Here is a 22513-nt window from a genome sequence, read left to right as displayed (position 1 = left end):
AGGGCGCGAATCTTAGCTAGTCCCCGTAACTTGCGCAAGCATTTCTTCACCGGAAGTTTCATCGACCAGCGGACGCAGCTCCGGATCCAGCGCCACGCGCCCGTCGAACACGAAGCAGCGGCCCTCGTAGCCGAGGCCGCCGACCTGTTCGAACCAGCCCAGGATCCCGCCTTCCAGCTGCAGCACGTTGTCCATGCCGTCCTGGCGCATCCACAGCGCGGCCTTCTCGCAGCGGATGCCGCCGGTGCAGAAACTGACCACGGTGGCGCCGGCCAAGGACTCGCGGTGCGGTTCCAGCGCCGCCGGCAGGTCGGTGAACTTGGTGATCGGGAGGGTCAGCGCGCCCTGGAAGGTGCCGTAGGCCACTTCCTGCGCATTGCGGGTATCGAGCATCACCACCGGCCGCCCCTGGTCGTCGCGCCCGCCCCGGGCCAGCCAGCGCGCCACCGTGGCCGGCTCCACCGCCGGGGCGCGCGCGCCCTGGGCCAGTGGCGTGGCCTGCGGACGGCGGAAGCTGATGATTTCCGGCTTCACCTTCACCTTGAGCCGGGCGAACGGCACCGCGGCGCTGCGGCTGTAGCGCGGCCTCAACGCGGCCAGGCGCGGGTCGCCGCGCAGCCAGTCGACGAACCCGCGCAGGACCGCTTCCGGACCGGCCAGGAACAGGTTGATGCCTTCACCGGCGACCAGGATGGTGCCCTTGAGGTCGTCGGCAGCGGCGCGCTCGCGCAGGCGCGCGGCCAGCGCGTGCGGATCGTCGATGTGGACGAAGAGATAGGCGGCAAGATTGAGCATGGCGCCATTGTAAGGCGCCGCCCCTGCCCGCCCTTCAGCGCAACAGCCACCAGGGCAGGGCCAGGGTCAGCGCCAGCACCGCCAGGATCGCCGCCAGCCGCGGCAGCACGAACCCCGGCCGCTCGCGCAGCAGCTGCAGGAAGGATTCGCCCTCGCCACGACGTTCGCGCTCCTGCGCCTCGGCGCGCAGGCGCACGCGCCGTTGTTCCTGGTATTCGTCCAGCAGCGCACGTGCGCGCGGGTAGTCGGCCGCGTCGCGCAGCCACAGCCCGGGCGCCGAAAAACCCAGCAGCCCGGCTCCGGTCTCGTACCACTGGAAGCCGTGCTGCTCGAGCAGGGCCCGCACGTCGGCGGCTTCGTCGTCGGGAACGTTGCGCAGGGAAAACAGCAGCTTGGCCATGCGCGCATGATACGCGGCATCGCCGCGGCGGCCGCGGCGGTTTACCCTTGCGTCCCCCAACGGACCTGCCGCCATGCGCCGCTTCCTGCTCCGCTCCACCCTGCTCTGCTCCGTCCTGCTGGCCGCATGCAGCGAACCCGGTCCGCCGCCCGGCGGCTCGGTGGCCGAGCTGCAGCGCATCGACGAGGTGGTCGGCAAGGGCGCGGTCGCCAGCGCCGGCGACAAGGTCACCGTGCACTACACCGGCTGGCTGTACGACGAGCGCGTGCCGGAACGGCGCAGCCGCAAGTTCGACAGCTCGCTGGACCGCGGCGAGCCGTTCACCTTCGTCCTCGGCGCCGGCCAGGTGATCCGTGGCTGGGACGAAGGCGTGGCCGGCATGCGCGCCGGCGGCCGCCGCACCTTGTTCATCCCGGCGGAGATGGCCTACGGCCGCCGCGGCGCCGGACGGGTGATCCCGCCCAATGCCTCGCTGGTGTTCGAGGTCGAACTGCTGGACGTGGGCAGCCGCTGATCCATGCCTGCCAGCACCGTCACCCTGCCCGGCCTGGCCATCGTCGGCGGCGGCCCCGCCGGCCTGATGGCCGCCGAGGTCGCCCGCGCCGCGGGCGTGGAAGTGGACCTGTACGAGGCCAAGGGCTCGGTCGGGCGCAAGTTCCTGATTGCCGGCAAGGGCGGGCTCAACCTCACCCATGCCGAACCCATGCCCGGGTTCGCCGCGCGCTACGGCGTGCGCGAGGCCGAGGTCGCGTCCTGGCTGGCCGGCTTCGGGCCGCAGGAGCTGCGCCAGTGGGCGCGCGGCCTGGGCGTGGAAACGTATGTCGGCAGCTCCGACCGGGTGTTCCCGCTGGACCGCAAGGCCGCGCCACTGCTGCGCGGCTGGGTGCGGCGACTGAAGGAACAGGGCGTGCGCTTCCACGTCCTGCACCGCTGGGAAGGCTGGGACGAAGATGGCGCCCTGCGCTTCCGCAACGGGGACGGCGACCTGCGCGTGCGCGCGCCGGCCACGGTGCTGGCGCTGGGCGGCGGCAGCTGGCCGCAGCTGGGCTCCGACGGCGCCTGGGTCGAGGCCGTGCGTGCGGCCGGGATCGAGGTCGCGCCGCTGGTGCCGTCCAACTGCGGTTTCGACGTGGGCTGGAGCGCGCACTTCGCCGAGCGCCATGCCGGCGCCCCGCTCAAGCCGGTGGTCGCGCACTGGCAGGACGCGGACGGCACGCCGCACTCGCTGCAGGGCGAATGCGTGGCCACCGCCACCGGCATCGAAGGCTCCCTGGTGTATGCGCTGTCGGTGCCGCTGCGCGAGGCCATCGCCCGCGACGGCCAGGCCGTGCTGCAGCTGGACCTGGTGCCGGGGCGCGAGCTGCTGCGCCTGCGCGCCGAACTGGCGAAACCGCGCAAGGGCCGCAGCCTCAGCGAGCACCTGCGCCGCCAGGCCGGCGTGTCCGGGGTCAAGGCCGCGCTGCTGCGCGAGGTGCTGGATGCGCAGGCGCTGGCCGACATGGATCGGGTCGCCGCCGCACTCAAGCGCCTGCCGCTGGTGCTGAAGCGTGCCCGGCCGCTGGCCGAGGCGATCAGCAGTGGCGGCGGCGTGCGCCTGGAGGCGCTGGACGCGGACCTGATGGCCAGCGCCCGCCCCGGCGTGTTCTGCGCCGGGGAAATGCTGGACTGGGAAGCGCCGACCGGCGGCTACCTGCTGACCGCCTGTTTCGCCAGCGGCCTGCGCGCCGGTCGCGCGGCCGCACGCTGGGTACAGGCACGCAACCGCTGACCTCGCCGCGGGGGCGCGGCGCAGTCCATCGCGCTCGCGCCCGATCAGTTCACTCCGCCGCCAACGGCCAGCGTTGCAGCACCTCGTAGCGGACCCCGCCACTGCCGTGCACGCTCTGCAGCAGGGCGAACCCGTCCACGCGCCAGTCCACCGGCGCTACCGGCTGCACCGGGAAGCGCACGCTGGCGCGCCGGCGCACGGTCACATGCGGGGCGAACGCCGGGCCGGCCGGGAGCCGGATCCGGCGCCCGGCCAGGGCCGTGGCCAGCGCCTGGTGCAGCCGCTCCAGCGGCGGTGGCGGCGCCGATGGCCGCAGTACCCAGATCGCCTCGCCGCGGCCGAAGCACTCGGCCTGGTCCAGGCGCAGCACGAATCCCGCCTGGCGCACCTGCACCGCCGCGGCGCGGGCGTCGTCCGCCAGCGCCTGCGGCAGCTGCGACCACTCGCCCAGCCAGTGCAGGGTCAGGTGCAGGCGTTCGTCGGGCACGCCGGCGCCGCGCTGCGGCGGCTGGCCGGCTTCCAGCGCCTGCCGCGCGGCGCGGATCGCGGCCGCTTCGGCCGCCCCCGGCAGCAGGGCGAAGAACAGGCTGTGGCGTGCGTCCGCGGCGGCGAACAGGTCGCCCATCACCTGCGCTCAGACTGCGGCGGTGACCACGATCTCGACCTTCCAGGCCGGATCGGCCAGGCGCGCCTGCACCGTGGCGCGCGCCGGAGTGTGGCCCTGCGGAACCCACTCGTCCCAGGCCTGGTTCATGCCGGCGAAATCGCCGATGTCGGCCAGGAAGATCTCCGCGCGCAGGATCTTCGTCTTGTCGGTCCCGGCCTGGGCCAGCAGCGCGTCGATCGCCTGCAACACCTGGCGGGTCTGGCCGGTGATGTCCTGGCTGGTGTCCTCCGGCACCTGCCCGGCCAGGTAGGCCACGCCGTTGTGGACGGTCATCTCGGACATGCGCGGGCCGACGTCGAAACGCTGGATCATGGGAGTTCCCTGCTTGCGGAGGAGGCCGCGGCGCGGCCGGGCGGCGCAGCATACAACGCCACCGCACCGACGACAGTGGCCCGGGGGGTCCCCGGGAACTGCCTGGCACCATCACCGGCACCGGCCCACCCGCCTTCCCGGATCCGGGCGTACACTCGGCGCAGCATGGACCGGGAGGTGGGTCATGTACGCACTGGCGCTGGCAGCGGCCCTGGCCGCATCCCCGGCGGCCGAACCGGCTGCGGCCCTGCCGCCGCCGCCCACCCTGCCCACGGTCCAGGCCGTGCAGCACATCCCGGGCATCGACGAGGTACTCGAGATCCCGCCCGACTTGCGGGCGATGCTGCAGGAACGGGTGATCGCCCGCGGTGGCAGCCGCGAGGACCGGATCGAACGCCTGGCGGCGATGGTGCTGGAAGCCGGCGGCCTGGCGCTGGAGTACGACAACGACCGCACCCGCACCGTGGCCGAGACCTGGCGCGACCGCCGCGCCAACTGCCTGTCCTTCACCTGGTGTTCGTCGCCCTGGCGCGCGCGGCCGGGCTGGAAGCCCGCGTCCAGGAAGTCGGCGAGGTGCTGGCCTGGTACCGCGACGCCGGTGTGATCTACGGCGCCAGCCACGTCAACGCCGGCGTCCGCGCCGGCCTGCGCCGGTACACGCTGGACGTGGAGCACAACATCCTGGCCATGCGCGACCGCCCGCGCGCCATCGGCGACATCCGCGCCCTGGCCCACTTCCGCAACAACCGCGGCGCCGAGCTGATGGCCGCCGGCGACCTGGAAGGCGCGCGCGCGCAGCTGGAGGCGGCGCTGGAGGCCGATCCGGAGTTCGTGCCGGCCCTGAACAACCTGGGCGTGCTGGAGCAACGCGCCGGCAACCTGGACGCCTCCGCCGCGGCCCTGCGCGCGGCCTGGCGGCTGCAGCCGGCGCACACCGCCACCCTGTCCAACCTGGTGAACCTGTACCAGCGCAGCGGCCAGGCGGAGCTGGCAGCCGATTTCGTCGCCCGGCTGGAGCAGGTGCGGCGCAGCGATCCGTTCGCCCAGTTCGTGCTCGCCCTCGGCTGCGAGGAAGCCGGCAACTACGCCTGCGCCGTCACCCACTACCGCAACGCCATCCGCCTGCATGGCGGGCAGCACGCGTTCCACTTCGGCCTGGCGCGCGCCTACTTCCTGTCCGGCCACCCGGACCTGGCCCGGCGCGAGATGGCGCGCGCGGCCAAGCTGGGCGACACCGACCGGGTGCGCGCCATGTACCGGCGCAAGCTGGAACACCTGGAGCACTGGCCCGGGAACGGCCACGCCCTGCATGCGCGCTAGACTTGCGCGATGGAAACCATCGATTTCGAACTGCAGGGCGAACACGTCGAACTGAACCAGCTGCTCAAGCTGGTGGGCCTTTGCGACAGCGGCGGCGCCGGCAAGGCGCTGGTGGCCAGCGGCGTGGTCCAGGTCGACGGCGCCGTGGAGCTGCGCAAGACCTGCAAGATCCGCGCGGGCCAGACCGTGGCCGCGCCCGGCGTGCTGGTGCGGGTGCAGGCGCCGGCATGAGCCCGGTCCGCGCCGCCCCGCGCTCTCCTAGAATGGTGGGCGAAGCGGCCGGCGCGGCCGCATGCAATCGACGCGGATGAAGCAATACCTGCCCGCCTGGATCCAGGGCTGGCTGGGCACGATCGTGCCGATCGCCCAAGCCCTGCTGATCGTCGCGGCCGCCTGGCTGCTGCAGCAGCTGGTGCGCCGGCTCGTGCGCCGGCTGATGGACCGCCGCGGCCTGCCGCCGGAGATGGGCGTGGCCCTGCACCGGGTCTCGGCCGGCCTGATCGGATTCGGCGCGCTGCTGCTGGTGCTGGAGCGGCTGGGCGTGTCCGGCACGGTGCTGTGGACCGCCTTCACCAGCTTCGCCGCGGTGGGCGCGGTGGCGTTCTTCGCCGCCTGGAGCGTGCTGTCCAACATCTTCTGCACGGTGCTGATCTTCACCACCCGCCCGTTCCGCCTGTACGACTACATCGAGGTGGTGGAGAACGGCGAGAAACCCGGCCTCAAGGGCCGCGTGGTCGACGTCAACCTGATCTACACCACCCTGCAGGAAGTGGCGCGCGATCCCGACCACGCCGGCAGCAGCCTGCAGGTGCCCAACAGCATGTTCTTCCAGCGCGTGGTGCGGCGTTGGCGCGGCAGCGAGGTACCGGCCGCGTGGCTGGCGCCGCCGACGGTCGAAGGCGGCTCGAAGTAGCCCGCGCTCAGCGCAGCTGGCTGTCCTTGCTGCCGCGGCGGTTGTAGCCGGCGAAGCCGGTTTCTTCCCCGTCCTGCGCGGCCTGGCAGGTCACGCACAGGCGCACGCCGGGTACCGCGCGGCGGCGCGCCTCGGGGATCGGCGCATCGCATTCCTCGCAACGTTCCAGGCTGGGCCCCTTGGGCAGGCGCGCGCGGGCGCGCTCGATCCCGTCCTTGACGGTCGCATCGATCTGGTCGTTGACGGCGTTGTCGCCGGCCCATCCGGTCGCCATGGGAACCTCCTGCTCGCGGTACGCATACAGGGTGCCCGCGGGGACGTGAATCCCCGGCAAGTGCCAGGGCCGCCCCGGCGGAAAGGGCGGGCTTCTCAGTCGCGCCCCCCACCCTCGAGGTCGTCGAGGATCGGGCACTCCGGCCGGTCGTCGCCATGGCAGCGGCTGGCCAGTTCTTCCAGGGTGCGCTGCATGGCCTGCATCCGGGCGATGCGCTCGCCCAGCTCGGCGGCGTGCTGCAGCGCCAGCTGCCTGACATCGGCACTGGCGCGCGAGCGGTCCGACCACAGCGCCAGCAGCACCTGGACCTGCTTCATGCCGAAGCCCAGCGAACGCGCCCGGTTGATGAAACGCAGGCGGTGCACGTCGGCCTCGCCATACAGCCGGTAGCCGGCGGCGGTGCGCGGCGGCGGCGGGACCAGGCCGATGTCCTCGTAGTGGCGGATCATCTTGGCCGACACGCCCGAACGCGCCGCCGCCTCGCCGATGGAGTACAGGCCCTCGTCCGCCCGCCGCCCGGCCGCGTGCTTCATGGCGCCTGCCCCGCATCGGCCGCCGGACGCCAGCGCCGCAGCAGCAGGGTGTTGGCGACCACGCTCACCGAGGAGAACGCCATCGCCGCGCCGGCCAGTGCCGGGCTCAGCAGGCCCGCCGCGGCCAGCGGGATGCCGATGACGTTATAGGCGAAGGCCCAAAACAGGTTCTGGTGGATCTTGCCGGTGGTGCGCCGGGATACCTCGATGGCATCGGCCACCAGCCGCGGTTCCGGGCGCATCAGGGTGACCGCCGCCGCATGCATGGCCACGTCGGTGCCCGAGCCCATGGCGATGCCCACGTCCGCCGCGGCCAGCGCCGGCGCGTCGTTGATGCCGTCGCCGACCATTGCCACCACGCCGCAGGACTTCAGCGCCTGGATGGCCGCGACCTTCTGCTCCGGGCGCACCTCGGCCTGGACTTCGTCGATGCCCAGCGCCTGCGCCACCGCGCCAGCGGCGCCGCGGTTGTCGCCGGACAGCATCACCGTGCGCACGCCCATCGCGCGCAGGCTGTCGATCGCCGCGCGCGCGCCGGGGCGCGGTTCGTCGCGGAATGCCAGCAGGCCACGCAGCCGTGGCTGGCCGCCCTCCTCCACCGCCAGCCAGGACAGGGTGTGGCCGCTGGCTTCCAGGTCCTGCGCCCGCGGCAGCAGCGGCTCCACGGCCACGCCGGCTTCCTGCATCAACGCCCGGTTGCCGATCCAGGCCAGGCGCCCATCGACCTTGCCCCGCACCCCGCGGCCCGGCAGCGCCTGCAGTTCGCTGGCCGGCACCGACTGCCCGCCCTCGCGCAGCACCGCCAGCGCGAGCGGATGCGCGCTGTGCTGCTGCAGCGCCGTGGCCAGGGCCAGCAGCGCCTGGCGGTCGCCATCGACCGCCACCGCTTCCAGCAGGCGCGGCTCGCCCACGGTAAGCGTGCCGGTCTTGTCGAAGGCCACCACCTTGATCGAGCGCGCCAGTTCCAGCGCATGCGCGTCCTTGACCAGGATGCCGGCGCGCGCGGCCACGCCGGTGCCGGCCATGATCGCCGTCGGCGTGGCCAGGCCCAGGGCGCAGGGACAGGCGATCACCAGCACCGCCACCGCGTTGAGGATGGCGCGGTCCCAGTCGCCGCTGGCCATGCCCCAGCCCAGCAGGGTCAGCAACGCCAGCCCCAGGATCACCGGCACGAACACCGCGGCGACCCGGTCCACCGTGCGCTGGATCGGCGCCTTCACCGCCTGCGCGTCCTCGACCAGGCGCACGATCCGCGCCAGCGCCGTCTCCGCGCCCACCGCCGCGGTGCGCACCACGACCACGCCCTCGGCGTTCACCGCGCCGGCCGTGACCCGGTCGCCCACGTCCTTGGCCACCGGCACCGATTCGCCCGTGACCAGCGACTCGTCGGCGTGGCTGCGCCCTTCCTCGACGATGCCGTCCACCGGGAAGCGCTCGCCGGGACGCACCACCACCAGGTCGCCCACCGCCACCTGTTCCACCGGCACTTCCGATTCCCCTTGCGCGGTACGCAGGCGCGCCGTGGCCGGCCGCAGTGCCTGCAGGGCACGGATCGCCTCGGTGGCCTGGCGCTTGGCGCGCCCTTCCAGGAACTTGCCCAGCAGGACCAGGGTGGTGATCGCGGCCGAAGCCTCGAAGTACAGCGGCGCATGCGTGCCCTCGCGCAGCAGGTGGAACAGGCTCAGGCCATAGGCGGTACTCGTGCCCAGCGCCACCAGCAGGTCCATGTTGCCGGTGCCGGCGCGCAGCGCGCCCCAGCCGGCGCGGTAGAACCGCGCGCCCAGCCAGAACTGCAGCGGCGTGGCCAGCAGCAGCTGGATCCAGCCCGGCAGCATCCAGTGCTTGCCGAAGGGCATGCCGGCCATCGGCAGGACCAGGGGCGCGGCCAGCACGATGGCAATGGCCAGGTGGCGGGCCTCGGACGACAGTCGCGGCTTGGCCACCGGGGTGGCCCGCGCTTCCTGCGTCGCGGCCTCGCCTTGGCCATCGGAAGATCCGGGGGCAGGCGCCTCCGGCCTGGCGATGCGGTAGCCGGCCTTGCGCACGGCCTCGGCCAGCAGCGCCGGATCAGCGGGTCCAGCGGTACGCACCCGCGCCCGCTCGGTGGCCAGGTTGACCGAGGCCTCGACCACGCCCGGCACCGCGGCCAGGGCGCGCTCGACCCGGCCGACGCAGGAGGCGCAGTGCATGCCCTCGATCGCCAGTTCGGCCTCGCCTGCGGGCACGCGGTAGCCCGCCTTTTCCACCGCGGCGACCAGTTCGGCCGCCGGCGGCAGCGCCGCGCCGCGGACCTCGGCGGTAGCGCTGACCAGGTTGACGCTGGCCGATTCCACGCCCGGCAGCGCCGCCAGGGCGCGCTCGACGCGCCCGGCACAGGACGCACAACTCATTCCTTCCACCGGCAGGCGCAGGGCGGCGGGAGCTGCGCCGGCGGCGGGGATTACAACGATGTTCGGGGTATCCATGGCGACCATGGTGAACCTTCCCATCATGGGAAGGTCAAGTTCGGGATTCGGGATTCGGGATTCGGGCCGTGACCTTGCCTCACCGCCACTCCCGGTTCCCGCTCCCACGAATCACCAATCCCGAATCACCAATCACCAATCTACGAGAACACTGGCTCCAGCAGCCGGAAGGTGCCGGCGTCGGCGTCCATTTCGACCTGGCCGCCGACCGGCACGATGAACTGCTCGCGCAGGTGGCCGATCTGCGCGCCGCGGTAGGCGGGGATGCCCAGCGGGCGGACATGGTCGTCGAGGATCTGTTCCAGGGTCAGCGAACCGTAGCCGGCGCCGGGCTCGCAGTCCGTGCACTGGCCGAAGATGAAGCCCGCGATGCGGTCCAGCACCCCGGCCAGCTTGAGCGTGGTCAGCATCCGGTCCACCCGGTACGGCGCCTCCTCCACGTCCTCCAGGAACAGGATCGCCCCGTCGAACGCCGGCAGGTACGGCGAACCGGCCAGGCCCACCAGCACCGACAGGTTGCCGCCGCGGATGGTCATGGTGCGGTTGCGGCGCGGGACCAGTTCGTCCGCGTCGTCGTCCGGCGGGTTGCGGTACTCCAGCAGTTCTCGTTCGAAGAACACCCGGCGGAACTGGTCGACCACGAAGCGGTTCCAGCTGCCGGCGCCAATCGGGCCGTGGAAGGTCACCAGCCCGGTCCGCGCCTGGATCGCGCAGTGCAGCGCGGTGATGTCCGAATAGCCCAGCAGCACCTTGGGATTGCGCCGGATCAGCGCGTAGTCCAGCAGCGGCAGCAGCCGCGCCGCGCCGGCCCCGCCGCGCACGCATACCAGCGCCCGCACCTTTGGGTCGGCGAACATGCGGTTGATGTCGCCGGCGCGGTCGGCGTCGCTGCCGGCCAGGTGGCCGCGGCGGTTGCCGTAGTGCTCGCCGGCGCGCACCTCGAAGCCCAGCGCCTGCATCGCCTCGGCCGCCAGCTGCAGCTTGAGCCTGTCGTCGGTGGCCGAGGACGGGCTGACCAGGCCCACGGTGTCGCCGGGCCGCAGCGCCGGCGGCAACAGCCGCGCCGCGGCCGCGGCCCGCGCCCGCCCGGGGCCGGCCAACGCCAGCAGGGAGGCGGCCATCGCGCCGCCGAGGAACTGCCTTCTGTGCATGGGTTGCCTCCCGTCGCCAGTGGCGAGCCTAGCAATCGCGCGCCCGCCGCAGCCAGCCGCCGTCGTTGTCGCGCTCACGCGTTGCGGGCGAAGATTGGCGACCTTTCGTGCCAGGTATGTCCATGCCCCACCCTTCCATGCGGCGCCGCTGGATGGTCGCGACTGCACTCGTGCTCCTGCTGGTGCTGCTTTCGTGGGCGGTGATGCGCTGGCGCGGCCCGGCACTGCCCGGCTATGAGGTGGCCGCCGGTCCACTGGTGCAGAACGTGGTGGCAACCGGGCGGGTGGCGGCGCTGTCGCGGGTCCAGGTGGGTGCGGAAATCTCGGGCCTGGTGCTGGAACGGCGGGTGATGGAAGGCGACCGCGTGGCCCCGGGCGACGTGCTGGTGGTGCTGCGCGCGACCGACCTCGAAGCGCGCCGCGACGAGGCCCGCGCTGCCCTGGAAACCCTGCGCCGGACCGACCGCGCCGACGCCCAGGCGCGCTACCGCCAGGCCCAGGCCGACCTGGCCCAGGCCGAGCGCGAAGCCACGCGCCGGCGCGAGCTGGGCGAGCGCCAGCTGGTCTCGCGCGAAAGCGTGGAACAGGCCGCGCAGGCGCTGGTCGCCGCCCGCGCCGCGGCCGAGCAGGCGCGCGTGGCCGCCGCGGCGGTGGCCAGCGGCGGCGCCCTGGAAACCCAGGCGCTCGAACGCCTGCGCGCGGCCGAGGCCGACCTGGAGCGCGCGGTGATCCGCGCCACCGTGGCCGGCACGGTGCTGGCCCGCCAGGTCGAGCCCGGCGACACCGTCACCCCGGGCCAGGTGCTGCTGGAGATCGCGGCCGATGCGCCCGGCGAGATCCTGCTGCCGCTGGACGAGAAGAACCTGGCCCTGCTCGAGACCGGCCAGCCTGCGACCTGCGTGGCCGACGCCTTCCCCGGCCGCCCGTTCGCCGCCACCGTGTACCACATCGCCCCCGGCATCGACCCGGCGCGCGGCACCGTGGACGTGCGCCTGCGCATCGATCCGGCCGCCGACTTCGTGCGCCAGGACATGACCGTCACCGCGACCATCCTCACCGGCCGCCGCGACAACGCCCTGGCCGTGCCCAACGACGCCCTGCTCGGCAACGAGCCGGGCGCCAGCCGCGCCGAGGTGCTGCGCGTGCGCGGCGGCCGCGTGCAGCGCGTGCCGGTGGCGCTCGGCCTGCGCGGCCTTGCAATGACCGAGATCGTCGAAGGCCTGGCCGCCGGCGACCGGGTGCTGGCCGCCGGCGCGCTGGATCCGGCGGAACTCCCGCGCGACGGTGCGCGCGTGCGCCTGCGCGCGCAACCCCTGCCCGCCCCGCAGCCGGCCGCCACGGAGGGCGAGGACCGCGCCCTGCCCGCCGCCGTGCAGGGTGGCGCCGGCTGAGCATGTGGATCGAGGCCACCATCGCCATGCGCTTCCTGCGCCAGGGACGCGCGCAGTCGCTACTGATCCTGTGCGGGATCGCGGTGGGCGTGGCGGTGATCGTGTTCGTCACCGCGCTGATCTCCGGGCTGCAGCAGAACCTCATCGAACGCACCCTGGGCACCCAGGCGCACGTGCGGGTGGAAGCGCCGCGCGAGGTCAACCTGCTGGCGCCGGCGCAGCCGGGAACGCTGCAACTGGTGCTGGAGGACCCGCGCCCGCAGGCGCTGCGCCCGATCGACAACTGGCTGCAGGTGCGCGACGTGATCGGGCGCCTGCCGGGCGTCACCGCGGTCTCGCCGGTGGTCTCGGGCCCGGCGTTCGGCCGCCGCGGCGATGCCACCGAATCGGTGGCCCTGGTCGGGATCGACCTGGCGCGCTACCTGCGGGTGATCCCGCTGCACGAGAACATGGTCGAGGGCAGGCTGGACGTCGGCTCCGGCAACGGCGTGGTCGGCCGCAAGCTGGCCGAGGACCTGGGCTTGCGCACCGGCGGCAAGCTGCGCCTGGACGCCGGCAAAGGCCGCGAGGCGGTGATCAACGTGGCCGGCATCTTCGAGCTGGGCGTGCGCGAGCTGGACGCACGCTACGTCTACCTGGACCTCAAGCAGGCGCAGTCGCTGCTGGCCCTGCCTGGCGGCGCCACCGTGATCGACGTGACCGTGGAGGACGTGTTCGCCGCCGACCGCATGGCCGCGCGCATCAACGGCCTGACCGGGCTGAAGGCCGAGAGCTGGATGCAGACCAATGCCCAGCTGATGAACGCGCTGGCCTCGCAGAGCATGTCCACGCGCATGATCAGCTTCTTCGTCGCCATCTCGGTGGCGCTGGGCATCGCCAGCGTGCTGGCGGTGAGCGTGGCCCAGCGCACCCGCGAGATTGGCATCCTGCGCGCCATGGGCACCCGCCGGCGGCAGATGCTGCAGGTGTTCCTGGTCCAGGGCGCGGTGCTGGGCCTGGCCGGCTCGGCGATCGGCGCGCTGGCCGGCTGGGGCCTGGCGGCCGCGTTCAATACGTTCGGGCCGAAGCTGTTCACCATCGACCTGCCGCCGATCCTGGTGCCGGCGGCAATGGCACTGGCCACCCTGGCCGGCACCGGCGCGGCGCTGGTGCCAGCCTGGCGCGCCTCGCGCCTGGACCCGGTGGAGGCGATCCGCCATGCCTGAGCCGCGCGAGGTCCTGCGCCTGGAAGGGCTGCGCAAGTCCTACAACATCGGCAAGCCGAACGAGGTCGAGGTGCTGCACGGCATCGACCTGCGTCTGGACAGCGCCGACTTTGCCGCCCTGGTCGGCCCGTCCGGCTCGGGCAAGAGCACCCTGCTCAACCTGGTTGGCCTGCTCGACTCGCCCACCGCCGGCGAGCTGTACCTGGGCGGGCAGCCGACGCGGGAGATGGACGACGAGGCGCGCACCGCATTGCGCGGCCGCCACATCGGCTTCGTCTTCCAGTTCCACCACCTGATCGGCGCGTTCACCGCGCTGGAGAACGTGCTCATGCCATGGATGGTGGCCAACGGCAAGCCGACACCGGAGATCGTGGACGTCGCCCGCGGCCTGCTGGCCGACGTCGGCCTGGAGAAGTTCGCCGACCGCCGCCCGGACCAGCTCTCTGGCGGCCAGCAGCAGCGCGTGGCGATCGCCCGCGCCCTGGTCACCCGCCCTTCGCTGCTGCTGGCCGACGAGCCCACCGGCAACCTGGACACCAGGACCGCCGCCGACGTGTTCGCCCTGCTGCGCCGCTTCAACGAGCAGTCCGGTTGCGCGGTGCTGGTGGTGACCCACGACCCGCGCCTGGCCGGGACCTGCGACCGCACCATCTCCCTGGTCGACGGCGCCATCGTCTCCGACAAACGCCACGGCTGAGCGCCGCGTCCCTGGAGCCCCCAACCCTTCGCGGGAGGGGTTGGCGAGAGGGCGGGCAGTTCCGCGCAACGGTGGCCTGGGGGCGAATGCGGCTGCGAGGGCGCTGGCGTTGACACTCGCCCAAGGTTGCGCCGGCTACGGTGGCCGCCACTTCCGCATGCAAGGAGACGCCATGAAATCGCCCCGGATCCCGCTCGCCCTGGCCGCGACCCTGGGGCTGCTGGCCAGCGCTCCCGTTGCCCTGGTCGCACCGGCGCAGGCCGCGCCGCAGGCCCGGGTGGCGCTGGCCAACGCACCGTTCGCGGTCGCCGAGGTGCAGCGCTTCGACTCGCCCTGGGCCATGACCTTCCTGCCTGACGGCCGCCTGCTGGTGACCGAGATGGCGGGCAACCTGCGCCTGTTCGATCCGGCCAGCGGCAAGCTGGGCACGGTCGCCGGCGTACCGAAGGTGGCGCATGGCGGCCAGGGCGGACTTGCCGACGTGGTCCTGCATCCGGGCTTTGCCGGGAACCAGCTGGTCTACATCAGCTACAGCGAGGCCGGCGAAGGCGGCACCGCGGGCGCGGCCGTGGCCCGGGCGAGGCTGGTGCTGGACCAGGACGGCGGCGGCAGGCTCGACGGGCTGCAGGTGATCTGGCGCCAGCAACCGAAGGTCAGCGGCCAGGGCCACTTCGGCCAGCGCATCGCCTTCGGCAGCGACGGCAAGCTGTGGATCAGCTCCAGCGAGCGGCAGAAGTTCGATCCGGCCCAGGACATGAAGACCAACCTGGGCAAGATGATCCGGCTCGACGACGACGGCAGCGTGCCGGCCGACAATCCGTTCGCCGACCAGGGCAGCGTGGCCGCGCAGGTGTGGACCCTGGGCCACCGCAACATCCTCGGCGTGGCCTTCGACGGCGAGGGCCGGCTGTGGGCGCACGAGATGGGCCCCAAGGGCGGCGACGAGCTCAACCTGATCGAGCGCGGCGACAACTACGGATATCCCGTCGTCTCCAACGGCGACCACTACGATGGCAAGCCCATCCCCGACCACGACACCCGGCCGGAATTCCACGCCCCGGCGGTGAGCTGGAACCCGGTGATCTCGCCGGCCGGCTTCGTGATCTACAGCGGCGACCGCTATCCGGGCTGGAAGGGCTCGGGCCTGATCGGCGGCCTGTCGTCGAAGTCGCTGGTGCGGATCGCATTTGACGGCACCGACGCCCGCGAGGCCGAACGCTTCGACATGGGCCGCCGCATCCGCGAAGTCGAACAGGGTCCGGACGGCACCATCTGGCTGCTGGAGGACGGCACCCGCGACGGCCAGGGCTGGCTGCTGCGGCTGGACCCGAAGAGTTGAAGCCACGGCCGCCTGGACACCGGGGCTACGCCCCCTGCCGCGTGGCAGTCCCCGAAAGCCCCGGATCCCGGCGTGCACGGGGCGGCATGGCGAGGACACGCCTCCACCGTCCGGGTGTCGATTCCGGGCCGCGCCGGACGACGTACAGGAAGAGATCACCGCGCGGCGGCCGCCAGGCGCCGCGCGGCGAGTGGCCCGCCCCTGCAGGAGACATCACCATGGTTGCGCGCAACACAATCTGCCTGTGGTACGAACGCGACGCCCTCGAGGCCGCGCGTTTCTACGCCAGCGTCTTCCCCGACAGCTCGGTCGGCCGGATCTTCCGCGCCCCGGCCGATTTCCCCTCCGGCAAGGCCGGCGACGTGCTGACCGTGGAGTTCACCGTGCTGGGCCTGCCCTGCGTTGGCCTCAACGGCGGCCCGCACTTCAAGCAGACCGAGGCCTTCTCGTTCCAGATCGCCACCGCCGACCAGGCCGAAACCGACCGCTACTGGGACGCCATCGTCGGCAACGGCGGCCAGGAGAGCGAATGCGGCTGGTGCAAGGACCGCTGGGGCGTGTCCTGGCAGATCACCCCGCGGGTGCTGCTCGAGGCGATCAACAGCCCGGACCCCGGCGTGGCCCGGCGCGCCTTCGCGGCGATGATGACCATGCGCCGGATCGACGTGGCGAAGATCAAGGCGGCCATCCGCGGCTGAGCCGCCCCGCCCTGCCAGCCCCCACCACACGGGTCCGTACGCCTTTGGTCGCGCAGCGCAGGATGTGACGCACTGCTAATATCCGCGCACCGACCGGTTAGGGGGACCGATGCCCGGAGTTGCACCGCTGCGTAAGCCCGGGCGCGCCCTCGCGCTCGGGGCTTGCGCTTTCGCCGCGCTGCTTGCGGCGCCGCCGGTCCAAGCCCTCGCCCCGGACCGGCCGATCGGCCAGTTCACCCACGTCTGGTACGAGAACCAGCTGCCGCAGGGCACCGTGCTCGGCATCGCCCAGCACGCCGACGGCACCATCTGGCTGTCCACCTACGCCGGCCTGGCGCGGCACAGCGGCCAGGGCTTCGACACCTTCGAGCCGCGCAACGCACCGGTACTGCAGAGCTCGGCCATCACCGCCGTGGCCAGCGACGGCGACCAGGGCCTGTGGGTGGGCACGCTCAACGGCGGTCTCTACCACCGCCGCGGCAACCAGCTGCGCCAGGTGGCGCTGCCGCAGGGCGCCGACAGCGTGTTCGGCATCGTCACCGATGCCGGCGGCGCGCTGTGGGTGACCACCAACCTGGGCGTGGTCCGGATCGCCGACGGCGATGCGCGGCTGCTGGGCGACGCCGAAGGCTTCCCGCCGCGCGGCTTCTACCGCGCCATCGTCGCCGACCCGGCCGGCGGCGTGTGGATCGCCGCCGACGGCGTGGGCGTGGTGCACTGGGCCGGGGACGGGAGCGGCGCGCGCCTGTACGACGCCCACGACGGCCTGCCCTCCAACGCCGTCTACAGCCTGACGATGGACGCCTCCGGCACCGCCTGGGTCGGCACCCAGAACGGCCCGGCCTACTTCCGCGACGGCCGCTTCCACCGCGAGCGGCGCATCGCCGCGCTGGACCAGAGCCGCATCTACACCCTCTACGGCGACCGCGAGGGCACGGTCTGGTTCGCGCCGCTGGGCGCCGGCCTGTGCCGCCTGACCGCCGCCGACTTCTTCTGCGACGACAGCCTCCAGGGCCTGCATGGCGAGACCGTGCGCTCGATGCTGGAGGATCGCGAGGGCAACCTCTGGATCGGCACCACCTCCAGCGGCGTGCACCGGCTGAGCCAGTCCAAGCTGGTCACCATCACCGCGCCGATGGCCTCCAACGCGGTGCGCGCGGTGCACCCGGCCGCCGATGGCACGCTCTGGATCGGCACCGATGGCGGCGGCCTGGCGCGCTACCGCGAGCCGTACCTGGAGCCGGCGGAGGCCTACAACCGGCAGCTGCCGAGCCAGCTGGTGCGCGCCATCCTCGGCGACGCGGCCGGGCAGCTGTGGGTCGGCGGCACCGAAGGCGTGATCCGCTTCGACCGCGCCGGCCGCGCCCGCCACTTCAGCATCGGCCACGGCCTGCCCGGGACCATCGTGTTCGCGTTCGCCCCGGCGCGGGCCGGCGGCATGTGGGTCGGCACCCTGCAGGGCGTGGCCCGGATCGACGGCGGCCAGGTGCACGTGGCCGAGCCCACCCGCGGCGACGACGTGCGCTCGCTGTACGAGGATCCGGACGGCCGCCTGTGGATCGGCCTGCGCAGCGGCCTGCGCTGCCTGCAGGGCGGGCGCCTGGACGACTGCGGCGTCGGCGGCCTGTCCGGCAGCGTGTTCGCCTTCCATCCCGGCGAGGACGGCAGCCTGTGGCTGGGCACCGGCAACGGCATCGTCCATGTCCGCCGCGGCGTGGCCACCCGCTACGCCGAAGACGCCGGCTTCCACGGCGATGCGGTGTTCGCGCTGCTGGACGACGGCGACGGCAACTTCTGGTTCAGCTCCAACCGCGGCATCGGCCGCATCGCGCGCTCCGACCTGGCGGCGCTGGACCGCGGACATGCGCGCAAGGTCGCGCCGCAGTGGTTCGGCACCGCCGACGGCATGCTCAACGCCCAGGGCAACGGCGCCTCGCAGACCCCGGCCGGGCGCACCGCCGACGGCCGCATGTGGTTCGGCACCGCCAAGGGCCTGGTGCTGGTCGATCCCGGGCGCATGCAGGGCAACCCGCAGCCGCCGCCGGTAACGGTGGAGCGCCTGCTGGTGGACGGCGTGGAAGTGGATCCGGAGGGGGCGCCGCGCCTCGCCCCCGGGGTCGAGCGCCTGGAACTGCACTACGCGGCGATGAGCTACGTGGCGCCGACGGCGGTGCGCTACCGCTACCGGCTGGAGGGCTTCGACCGCGGCTGGAACGAGGCCGGCAACATGCGCCGCGCCCACTACACCAACCTGCCGCCGGGCGACTACGTGTTCCGGGTGGTGGCCAGCAACAACGACGGGGTGTGGAACATGGAGGGCGCCAGCCTGCACTTCACCCTGCTGCCGCGCTGGCACCAGACCTGGTGGGTGCGCGGCCTGGCGCTGCTGGCCCTGGCCGGGCTGGTGGTGCTGGGCGTGCGCCTGCGCCTGCGCGCCGCACGCATCCGCGAACGCGAGCTGACCCGCGAGGTGGCGCTGCGCACCGAGGCCCTGCGCGAGGCCAACGAGCGCCTGCGCCGGATCGCCGCCAGCGACGCCCTGACCGGCATCCCCAACCGCGGCGAGTTCAACCGCCGCCTGCGCGAGGCCTGGAACGACCACGCCAACCGCGACGCGCCGCTGGCGGTGCTGCTGGTCGACGTGGACGACTTCAAGGCCTACAACGACAGCTACGGCCACCTCGGCGGCGACACCGCCCTGGTCGCGGTGGCCAACCGCCTGGCCGACATGGTCGGTCCCGGCGAAGGCCTTGTGGCGCGCTACGGTGGCGAGGAGTTCGCGGTGCTGCTGCGCGACTGCGACGCCGAGGCGGCGCTGGACCGCGCGCAGCGCATGGTGGCCGGGATCCGCGCCTGCGCCATGCCGCACCGCGCCTCCAGCGTGGGCGATGCGGTCACCGTCAGCATCGGTGCGGCCAGCGTGCGCCCGGCCGACGGCGCCAGCCCCGACGACCTGCTGCGCAGCGCCGACGCGGCCCTTTACCGGGCCAAGGCCGACGGCCGCGACCGCGCCCTGCCCGCCGGCGAGGCGCCGCCGATCGTGCTGCCGTTCTGAACGGCAGCCGCGGCCTGGCGGCCGGCCCGCGCCCGGGGCGCGTACACTGCCCCCTCGATCCGACGAGAGTGCAGATGGCCAAGCCGAACTATTCCTTCGAGAAGCGCCAGCGCGAGCTGGCGAAAAAGAAGAAGCAGGACGAGAAGGACGCGAAGAAGCGCGCCGCGCGCGAAGCCAGGAACGGCACGCCGACGGCGGGATGAACGATAACGGGCCCCGCCCCGCCTGCATCTGGGTGGACGCCGATGCCTGCCCGGTGCCGGTGCGCGAGATGCTGTTCCGCGCCGCCATGCGCGCCAGGGTGCAGCTGACCCTGGTGGCCAACCAGTGGCTGCGCACCCCGCCCTCGCCCTTCATCCGCGCCATCCAGGTGCAGGGCGGCTACGACGTGGCCGACGACGCCATCGCCGAGCGCGCCGGGGCCGGCGACCTGGTGGTGACCCAGGACATCCCGCTGGCCGCCCGCGTGCTCGCCAACGGCGCGCTGGCGGTCAATCCGCGCGGCGAGCGCTTCACCGCCGACAACATCGCCGAGCGGCTGTCGGTGCGGAACTTCATGGAGGAACTGCGCGGCGCGGGGGTACAGACCGGCGGCCCGGCGGCCTATGGCCCGCGCGAGCGCCAGGCCTTCGCCGCGCAGCTGGACCGCTGGATCGCGCAGCGGCGGAGTTGAGCCGCGCATCCGGAGGACGCCGCCGCACGGCGGCGCCCCCGTACCGGTCAGCGTTCGACCGGGCGTGCCTGGGTGACCTTGAACGCCGCCTCGCGCCCGGGCGCGCCGGTGCCCGGCTGGCCGCCGCCGACGAACACGCGGTAATTGCCCGCGAACACCTGGCGCTCGCCTTCGGCGGTCACCGCGCTGAGGTCGCGCGGATCCAGCGCGAACTCCAGCACCCGGCGCTCGCCCGGGGCCAGGTGCACGCGCTGGAAGCCGCGCAGCGCGATCCGCGGCAGGCCTTCGATGTCGGGGAAGTCCAGGTACAGCTGCGCCACCTCGTCGCCGGCGCGCTTGCCGGTGTTGCGCACCTCGGTGACTACCTTCAGCCCCTCCTGCGCGCCGCCCGGCGCCGGCTCCAGCCTCAGCGGCGCATAGGCGAACGTTGTGTAGCTGAGACCGTGGCCGAACGGGTACACCGGCTTGCCTTCGAAATAGCGGTAGGTGCGCCCGCGCATGGCGTAGTCGTCGAACGGCGGCAGGTCCTCGACCGAACGGTAGAAGGTCAGCGGCAGGCGCCCGGCCGGGTTGGCGTGGCCGGCCAGCACGTTGGCCACCGCCAGGCCACCGGACTGGCCCGGGTACCAGGCCTCGATGATCGCCGCGGCATGCTGCTTCGCCCAGGCCAGGTTCACCGGGCTGCCGTTCATCAGCACCACCACCAGCGGCTTGCCGGTGGCGCGCGCGGCCTCCAGCAGCGCCTGCTGGTCGGCCAGCAGGTCCAGGCTGGTCTTGTCGCCGCCCTTGAAGCCCGGCACCTCGACCGGCGCCTCCTCCGCTTCCAGGTCCGAGGTCAGGCCGACCACCGCGACGATCACGTCGCTGTCGGCCGCCGCCGCGCGCATGCGTTCGAGCGGGTCCTCGACCACCCGCTTCCACAGCAGGCCGATGCCGGCCAGTACCCGCGCCTCGCTCACCACCTTGACCGGGTAGCGCTTGCCCGCTTCCAGGTGCACGGTTGCCAGCGTCGGCAGGCTGTTCCAGGACGCGCCCTCCAGATCCAGCAGCGGCTTGCCGTCGAACTCCAGCGAACCATTGAAGCCGCCCAGGCCCAGGCGGTAGCTGCCGGTTTCCGGCGGCACCAGGTAGCCGGTCCACTCCACGCGGTGGATGTCGTGCACCTGGGCCAGGTCCAGGCTGCGGCTGTTGACGTCCGCCTCCACCCGCTCGACCACCGGTTGCTCCTCGAAGCCCACCTGCGCGATCCAGGCGTCCATCTGTCCGGGCTCGAACCGCGCCGGCGGCTTCTGCCGGGTGTTGTAGTAGCGCGCCAGCAGCCCGGGCCGTCCGTCCGGCGCCAGCAGCGCCGAGTTCGGCACCGGATCGCCGTCGGTGTAGGTCGGCGAGAACGGGACGTGGGCGAGCGTGGCTTCGGGCATGGCCTTGCGCAGGCCTTCCAGCACCGAGACCGGCGGCGCCGACTGGGTGGAGGAATAGTTGCCGCGCAGCACCCGGGTGGCGTCGGCCAGCGGACCGACCACCGCCACCTTCGCCCGCGGGCGCAGCGGCAGCACGCCGTCGTTCTTCAGCAGCACCAGGCTCTTCTCCGCCGCCTCCAGCGCCAGCGCGGCGTGTTCCGGCTTGCCCAGCTCCTCCGGCGAGGCGGTCTCGGTGGACACCGGGCGCAGGCCCGGCAGGTCGCCGGTGCGGTAGCGCGCGGCGAACAGCCGCACCAGGGCGCGGTCGACGTCGGCCTGGGTGATCAGGCCGCGCTCCAGCGCCTCGCGGTATGGCCGCGACAGGCCGGCGGTATCCACCAGGGTGGCGCCGTTGCACTCGTTGTCCACGCCCGAGCGCATCGCCGCGGCCACCGCGGCGGCCGGGTCGGGCGCGTAGTGGTGGTGCTTGCTGATGTCGGCCACCGCGTCGCAGTCGGAAACCACGTAGCCCTTGAAGCCCCAGGCGCCGCGCAGGTAGTCCTTGAGCAGCAGGTCGTTGGCGCAGGCCGGCTGCCCGTCGACCCGGTTGTAGGCGCACATCACCGAGCCGGCGCCGCCCTCCACGATCGCGGCGCGGAACGCCGGCAGGTAGGTGTCCTCCAGGTCGCGGCGGGAGACGTAGACGTTGGCCGAATGCCGGGTCGATTCGGGGCCGCTGTGCACCGCGTAGTGCTTGGGCGTGGCGACGATGTCGTACCACTGCGGATGCTCGCCCTGCACGCCGCGCACGTAGGCCACGCCCATGCGCGCGGCCAGGAACGGGTCCTCGCCGTAGGTTTCCTGGCCGCGGCCCCAGCGCGGGTCGCGGAAGATGTTGATGTTCGGCGACCAGGTGTTGAGCCCGGTGCCGATGCGCCCGGTGCGGCCGGTCTGCCGCGCCAGCGCGTGCAGGCCGCGCACCTCGGTGGCGATCACCTGGCCCACGCGCCGCACCAGGGCATCGTCGAAGCTCGCGGCCAGGCCGATCGGCTCGGGGAAGTTGGTGGTCGGCAGGGTGCCCATCGCCCCGTGCAGCGATTCGGTCCACCAGTTGTAGGCGGGCACGCCCAGGCGCGGGATCGCCGGCGCGGTGTTGAGCAGCTGTTCCAGCTTCTCCTCCGGCGTCAGCTGCGCCACCAGCGCCGCGGCCAGCTCGCGCGCCGGATCCGCAGGCTCGCCGGCGGACGCGGGTGCGCCAGCCTGCGGCGCACCGGCAGCGGGCATCGCCGCGGGCGATGCAGTGCACAAAACCAGCGCCAGCAGCAGCGGGCTGGCACGCAGCGATCCGACCATCCGATTCCTCCCGTGGAAGTCCATTCCGCGCCTGCGGAAAGCGATGCCAGAGGGTAGCCGCAGGCCTGCGCATCGGCGATTCCAAAACGCATATCCCAGGGATC

23 protein-coding genes are annotated in these 22513 nt (G+C 73.1%); 14 read left to right on the top strand and 9 right to left on the bottom strand.

Features of this window, described 5'->3' with window-relative positions:
- Positions 1-12 precede the first annotated feature (12 nt).
- Complete coding sequence (locus EIM47_RS12395) at positions 13-795, bottom strand: sulfurtransferase (RefSeq protein WP_028915018.1); 783 nt, start codon at positions 793-795, stop codon at positions 13-15.
- Positions 796-829: 34 nt separating this feature from the next.
- Entirely contained in the window at positions 830-1195 is a 366-nt protein-coding gene (locus tag EIM47_RS12390; RefSeq protein WP_019399764.1) for a DUF6164 family protein, read from the bottom strand.
- Between the two features lie 73 nt (positions 1196-1268).
- On the opposite strand from EIM47_RS12390, the gene EIM47_RS12385 reads away from it, so the two are divergent.
- Positions 1269-1709: an FKBP-type peptidyl-prolyl cis-trans isomerase gene (locus EIM47_RS12385; protein ID WP_019399763.1), complete on the top strand. Its 441-nt coding sequence runs from the start codon at positions 1269-1271 to the stop codon at positions 1707-1709.
- A gap of 3 nt (positions 1710-1712) precedes the next feature.
- Positions 1713-2963, top strand: coding sequence for a TIGR03862 family flavoprotein (locus EIM47_RS12380; RefSeq protein WP_028915017.1), 1251 nt, complete (start codon positions 1713-1715; stop codon positions 2961-2963).
- 49 nt (positions 2964-3012) lie between these two features.
- Here EIM47_RS12380 and EIM47_RS12375 read toward each other — a convergent pair whose 3' ends face one another.
- Together EIM47_RS12375 and EIM47_RS12370 are read right to left on the bottom strand one after the other, a co-directional pair.
- The gene (locus EIM47_RS12375; protein WP_125077081.1) at positions 3013-3588 is read right to left on the bottom strand and encodes a 2'-5' RNA ligase family protein; all 576 of its coding nucleotides are present in this window, start codon (positions 3586-3588) and stop codon (positions 3013-3015) included.
- A gap of 9 nt (positions 3589-3597) precedes the next feature.
- Entirely contained in the window at positions 3598-3942 is a 345-nt protein-coding gene (locus EIM47_RS12370; protein ID WP_019399760.1) for a RidA family protein, read from the bottom strand.
- A 184-nt stretch (positions 3943-4126) separates the two neighbouring features.
- On the opposite strand from EIM47_RS12370, the gene EIM47_RS15975 reads away from it, so the two are divergent.
- From EIM47_RS15975 to EIM47_RS12355, 4 genes are all read left to right on the top strand, one after another.
- On the top strand, positions 4127-4546 hold the full coding sequence (locus EIM47_RS15975; RefSeq protein WP_240626229.1) for a hypothetical protein: 420 nt from the start codon (positions 4127-4129) through the stop codon (positions 4544-4546).
- A complete protein-coding gene (locus tag EIM47_RS12365; protein WP_240626228.1) occupies positions 4456-5262 on the top strand; it encodes a tetratricopeptide repeat protein in 807 nt (268 codons plus the stop codon). Before EIM47_RS15975 ends, EIM47_RS12365 begins: the two co-directional genes overlap by 91 nt.
- A gap of 9 nt (positions 5263-5271) precedes the next feature.
- Complete coding sequence (locus tag EIM47_RS12360; RefSeq protein WP_028915014.1) at positions 5272-5493, top strand: RNA-binding S4 domain-containing protein; 222 nt, start codon at positions 5272-5274, stop codon at positions 5491-5493.
- Positions 5494-5569: 76 nt separating this feature from the next.
- Positions 5570-6175 carry a mechanosensitive ion channel family protein gene (locus EIM47_RS12355; RefSeq protein WP_125077080.1) on the top strand — a complete coding sequence of 202 codons (606 nt, stop codon included), beginning with the start codon at positions 5570-5572 and terminating at the stop codon, positions 6173-6175.
- Between the two features lie 7 nt (positions 6176-6182).
- Here EIM47_RS12355 and EIM47_RS12350 read toward each other — a convergent pair whose 3' ends face one another.
- The 4 genes from EIM47_RS12350 to EIM47_RS12335 all read right to left on the bottom strand — a co-directional run bounded on the left by EIM47_RS12350 (position 6183) and on the right by EIM47_RS12335 (position 10598).
- On the bottom strand, positions 6183-6449 hold the full coding sequence (locus EIM47_RS12350; RefSeq protein ID WP_019399756.1) for a DksA/TraR family C4-type zinc finger protein: 267 nt from the start codon (positions 6447-6449) through the stop codon (positions 6183-6185).
- 95 nt (positions 6450-6544) lie between these two features.
- A complete protein-coding gene (gene cueR / locus EIM47_RS12345; RefSeq protein ID WP_019399755.1) occupies positions 6545-6982 on the bottom strand; it encodes a Cu(I)-responsive transcriptional regulator in 438 nt (145 codons plus the stop codon).
- Positions 6979-9447 (bottom strand): heavy metal translocating P-type ATPase, encoded by a 2469-nt coding sequence (locus EIM47_RS12340; RefSeq protein WP_164514608.1) that lies wholly within the window; start codon positions 9445-9447, stop codon positions 6979-6981. The genes cueR and EIM47_RS12340 overlap by 4 nt, the downstream gene beginning before the upstream one ends.
- A gap of 140 nt (positions 9448-9587) precedes the next feature.
- Positions 9588-10598, bottom strand: coding sequence for an LD-carboxypeptidase (locus tag EIM47_RS12335; RefSeq protein WP_125077078.1), 1011 nt, complete (start codon positions 10596-10598; stop codon positions 9588-9590).
- Positions 10599-10720: 122 nt separating this feature from the next.
- On the opposite strand from EIM47_RS12335, the gene EIM47_RS12330 reads away from it, so the two are divergent.
- The 8 genes from EIM47_RS12330 to EIM47_RS12300 all read left to right on the top strand — a co-directional run bounded on the left by EIM47_RS12330 (position 10721) and on the right by EIM47_RS12300 (position 19656).
- Entirely contained in the window at positions 10721-11989 is a 1269-nt protein-coding gene (locus tag EIM47_RS12330) for an efflux RND transporter periplasmic adaptor subunit (RefSeq protein ID WP_158675209.1), read from the top strand.
- 2 nt (positions 11990-11991) lie between these two features.
- Entirely contained in the window at positions 11992-13194 is a 1203-nt protein-coding gene (locus EIM47_RS12325; RefSeq protein WP_125077076.1) for an ABC transporter permease, read from the top strand.
- Positions 13187-13891 (top strand): ABC transporter ATP-binding protein, encoded by a 705-nt coding sequence (locus EIM47_RS12320; protein WP_125077075.1) that lies wholly within the window; start codon positions 13187-13189, stop codon positions 13889-13891. Before EIM47_RS12325 ends, EIM47_RS12320 begins: the two co-directional genes overlap by 8 nt.
- Positions 13892-14063: 172 nt before the next feature.
- A complete protein-coding gene (locus EIM47_RS12315; RefSeq protein ID WP_125077074.1) occupies positions 14064-15230 on the top strand; it encodes a PQQ-dependent sugar dehydrogenase in 1167 nt (388 codons plus the stop codon).
- 218 nt (positions 15231-15448) lie between these two features.
- Positions 15449-15928, top strand: a complete 480-nt coding sequence (locus tag EIM47_RS12310; RefSeq protein WP_019397061.1) for a VOC family protein — start codon at positions 15449-15451, stop codon at positions 15926-15928.
- A 109-nt stretch (positions 15929-16037) separates the two neighbouring features.
- The gene (locus EIM47_RS12305) at positions 16038-18983 is read left to right on the top strand and encodes a two-component regulator propeller domain-containing protein (RefSeq protein WP_019397062.1); all 2946 of its coding nucleotides are present in this window, start codon (positions 16038-16040) and stop codon (positions 18981-18983) included.
- A gap of 74 nt (positions 18984-19057) precedes the next feature.
- Positions 19058-19186 (top strand): hypothetical protein, encoded by a 129-nt coding sequence (locus EIM47_RS16115; RefSeq protein WP_019397063.1) that lies wholly within the window; start codon positions 19058-19060, stop codon positions 19184-19186.
- The gene (locus tag EIM47_RS12300; RefSeq protein ID WP_019397064.1) at positions 19183-19656 is read left to right on the top strand and encodes a YaiI/YqxD family protein; all 474 of its coding nucleotides are present in this window, start codon (positions 19183-19185) and stop codon (positions 19654-19656) included. Before EIM47_RS16115 ends, EIM47_RS12300 begins: the two co-directional genes overlap by 4 nt.
- A gap of 47 nt (positions 19657-19703) precedes the next feature.
- Here the strand turns inward: EIM47_RS12300 and EIM47_RS12295 are convergent, their stop codons facing one another.
- Positions 19704-22409 (bottom strand): glycoside hydrolase family 3 C-terminal domain-containing protein, encoded by a 2706-nt coding sequence (locus EIM47_RS12295; RefSeq protein WP_037034681.1) that lies wholly within the window; start codon positions 22407-22409, stop codon positions 19704-19706.
- Between the last annotated feature and the right edge of the window lie 104 nt (positions 22410-22513).

It is taken from the genome of Pseudoxanthomonas sp. SGT-18 (assembly GCF_003931645.1).
Classification (GTDB): Bacteria; Pseudomonadota; Gammaproteobacteria; order Xanthomonadales; family Xanthomonadaceae; genus Pseudoxanthomonas.
The sequence above is the reverse complement of the archived record's forward strand: the minus strand, read 5'-3'. Positions and strand labels throughout refer to the sequence as shown.

What these genes read in the sequence shown, in the direction of transcription:
- EIM47_RS12385 (WP_019399763.1), top strand. Translation starts at nt 1,269, where the DNA reads ATGCGCCGCTTCCTGCTCCGCTCCACCCTGCTCTGCTCCGTCCTGCTG.
- EIM47_RS12330 (WP_158675209.1), top strand. Translation starts at nt 10,721, where the DNA reads ATGCCCCACCCTTCCATGCGGCGCCGCTGGATGGTCGCGACTGCACTC.
- EIM47_RS12310 (WP_019397061.1), top strand. Translation starts at nt 15,449, where the DNA reads ATGGTTGCGCGCAACACAATCTGCCTGTGGTACGAACGCGACGCCCTC.
- EIM47_RS12325 (WP_125077076.1), top strand. Translation starts at nt 11,992, where the DNA reads ATGTGGATCGAGGCCACCATCGCCATGCGCTTCCTGCGCCAGGGACGC.
- EIM47_RS12335 (WP_125077078.1), bottom strand. Translation starts at nt 10,598, where the DNA reads ATGCACAGAAGGCAGTTCCTCGGCGGCGCGATGGCCGCCTCCCTGCTG.
- EIM47_RS15975 (WP_240626229.1), top strand. Translation starts at nt 4,127, where the DNA reads ATGTACGCACTGGCGCTGGCAGCGGCCCTGGCCGCATCCCCGGCGGCC.
- EIM47_RS12375 (WP_125077081.1), bottom strand. Translation starts at nt 3,588, where the DNA reads ATGGGCGACCTGTTCGCCGCCGCGGACGCACGCCACAGCCTGTTCTTC.
- EIM47_RS12340 (WP_164514608.1), bottom strand. Translation starts at nt 9,447, where the DNA reads ATGGATACCCCGAACATCGTTGTAATCCCCGCCGCCGGCGCAGCTCCC.
- EIM47_RS12320 (WP_125077075.1), top strand. Translation starts at nt 13,187, where the DNA reads ATGCCTGAGCCGCGCGAGGTCCTGCGCCTGGAAGGGCTGCGCAAGTCC.
- EIM47_RS12360 (WP_028915014.1), top strand. Translation starts at nt 5,272, where the DNA reads ATGGAAACCATCGATTTCGAACTGCAGGGCGAACACGTCGAACTGAAC.
- EIM47_RS12395 (WP_028915018.1), bottom strand. Translation starts at nt 795, where the DNA reads ATGCTCAATCTTGCCGCCTATCTCTTCGTCCACATCGACGATCCGCAC.
- EIM47_RS16115 (WP_019397063.1), top strand. Translation starts at nt 19,058, where the DNA reads ATGGCCAAGCCGAACTATTCCTTCGAGAAGCGCCAGCGCGAGCTGGCG.
- EIM47_RS12355 (WP_125077080.1), top strand. Translation starts at nt 5,570, where the DNA reads ATGAAGCAATACCTGCCCGCCTGGATCCAGGGCTGGCTGGGCACGATC.
- EIM47_RS12380 (WP_028915017.1), top strand. Translation starts at nt 1,713, where the DNA reads ATGCCTGCCAGCACCGTCACCCTGCCCGGCCTGGCCATCGTCGGCGGC.
- EIM47_RS12300 (WP_019397064.1), top strand. Translation starts at nt 19,183, where the DNA reads ATGAACGATAACGGGCCCCGCCCCGCCTGCATCTGGGTGGACGCCGAT.
- EIM47_RS12295 (WP_037034681.1), bottom strand. Translation starts at nt 22,409, where the DNA reads ATGGTCGGATCGCTGCGTGCCAGCCCGCTGCTGCTGGCGCTGGTTTTG.
- EIM47_RS12315 (WP_125077074.1), top strand. Translation starts at nt 14,064, where the DNA reads ATGAAATCGCCCCGGATCCCGCTCGCCCTGGCCGCGACCCTGGGGCTG.
- EIM47_RS12305 (WP_019397062.1), top strand. Translation starts at nt 16,038, where the DNA reads ATGCCCGGAGTTGCACCGCTGCGTAAGCCCGGGCGCGCCCTCGCGCTC.
- EIM47_RS12350 (WP_019399756.1), bottom strand. Translation starts at nt 6,449, where the DNA reads ATGGCGACCGGATGGGCCGGCGACAACGCCGTCAACGACCAGATCGAT.
- EIM47_RS12370 (WP_019399760.1), bottom strand. Translation starts at nt 3,942, where the DNA reads ATGATCCAGCGTTTCGACGTCGGCCCGCGCATGTCCGAGATGACCGTC.
- cueR (WP_019399755.1), bottom strand. Translation starts at nt 6,982, where the DNA reads ATGAAGCACGCGGCCGGGCGGCGGGCGGACGAGGGCCTGTACTCCATC.
- EIM47_RS12390 (WP_019399764.1), bottom strand. Translation starts at nt 1,195, where the DNA reads ATGGCCAAGCTGCTGTTTTCCCTGCGCAACGTTCCCGACGACGAAGCC.